Origin of the sequence: Desulfosporosinus sp. OT (genome assembly GCF_000224515.1) — a bacterium.
Taxonomy (GTDB): domain Bacteria; phylum Bacillota; class Desulfitobacteriia; order Desulfitobacteriales; family Desulfitobacteriaceae; genus Desulfosporosinus.
The window spans coordinates 1-232 of the sequence record NZ_AGAF01000159.1 but is presented as its reverse complement, the minus strand read 5'-3'; the positions used below and the strand labels follow the sequence as shown (position 1 = coordinate 232).

Below are 232 nucleotides of genomic sequence, written 5' to 3'. Positions count from 1 at the left end.
ATACTAGTTTATAGCCGACACCGAAGACCGTTTCAATAATGGATGAATTCTTGTCTTCGTCCAGCTTTTTTCGGACCCGGCGCACGTGGATATCCACTGTTCGGCAATCCCCCACGTATTCATACCCCCAGACTCTGTCCAGGAGCTCCTCCCTGCTTATGACTCTACCCTGGTGTTCGGCCAGGTAGACCAGCAGATCATATTCCTTATTGGTAAAGTCGATCTTCCGGCC

The 232-nt window shown here is 50.4% G+C and carries 1 protein-coding gene; it reads right to left on the bottom strand.

Annotated features, from left to right (window positions below):
- Positions 1-232: winged helix-turn-helix domain-containing protein (locus tag DOT_RS14500; protein WP_040412293.1), on the bottom strand; the 232-nt coding region annotated here is incomplete at both ends.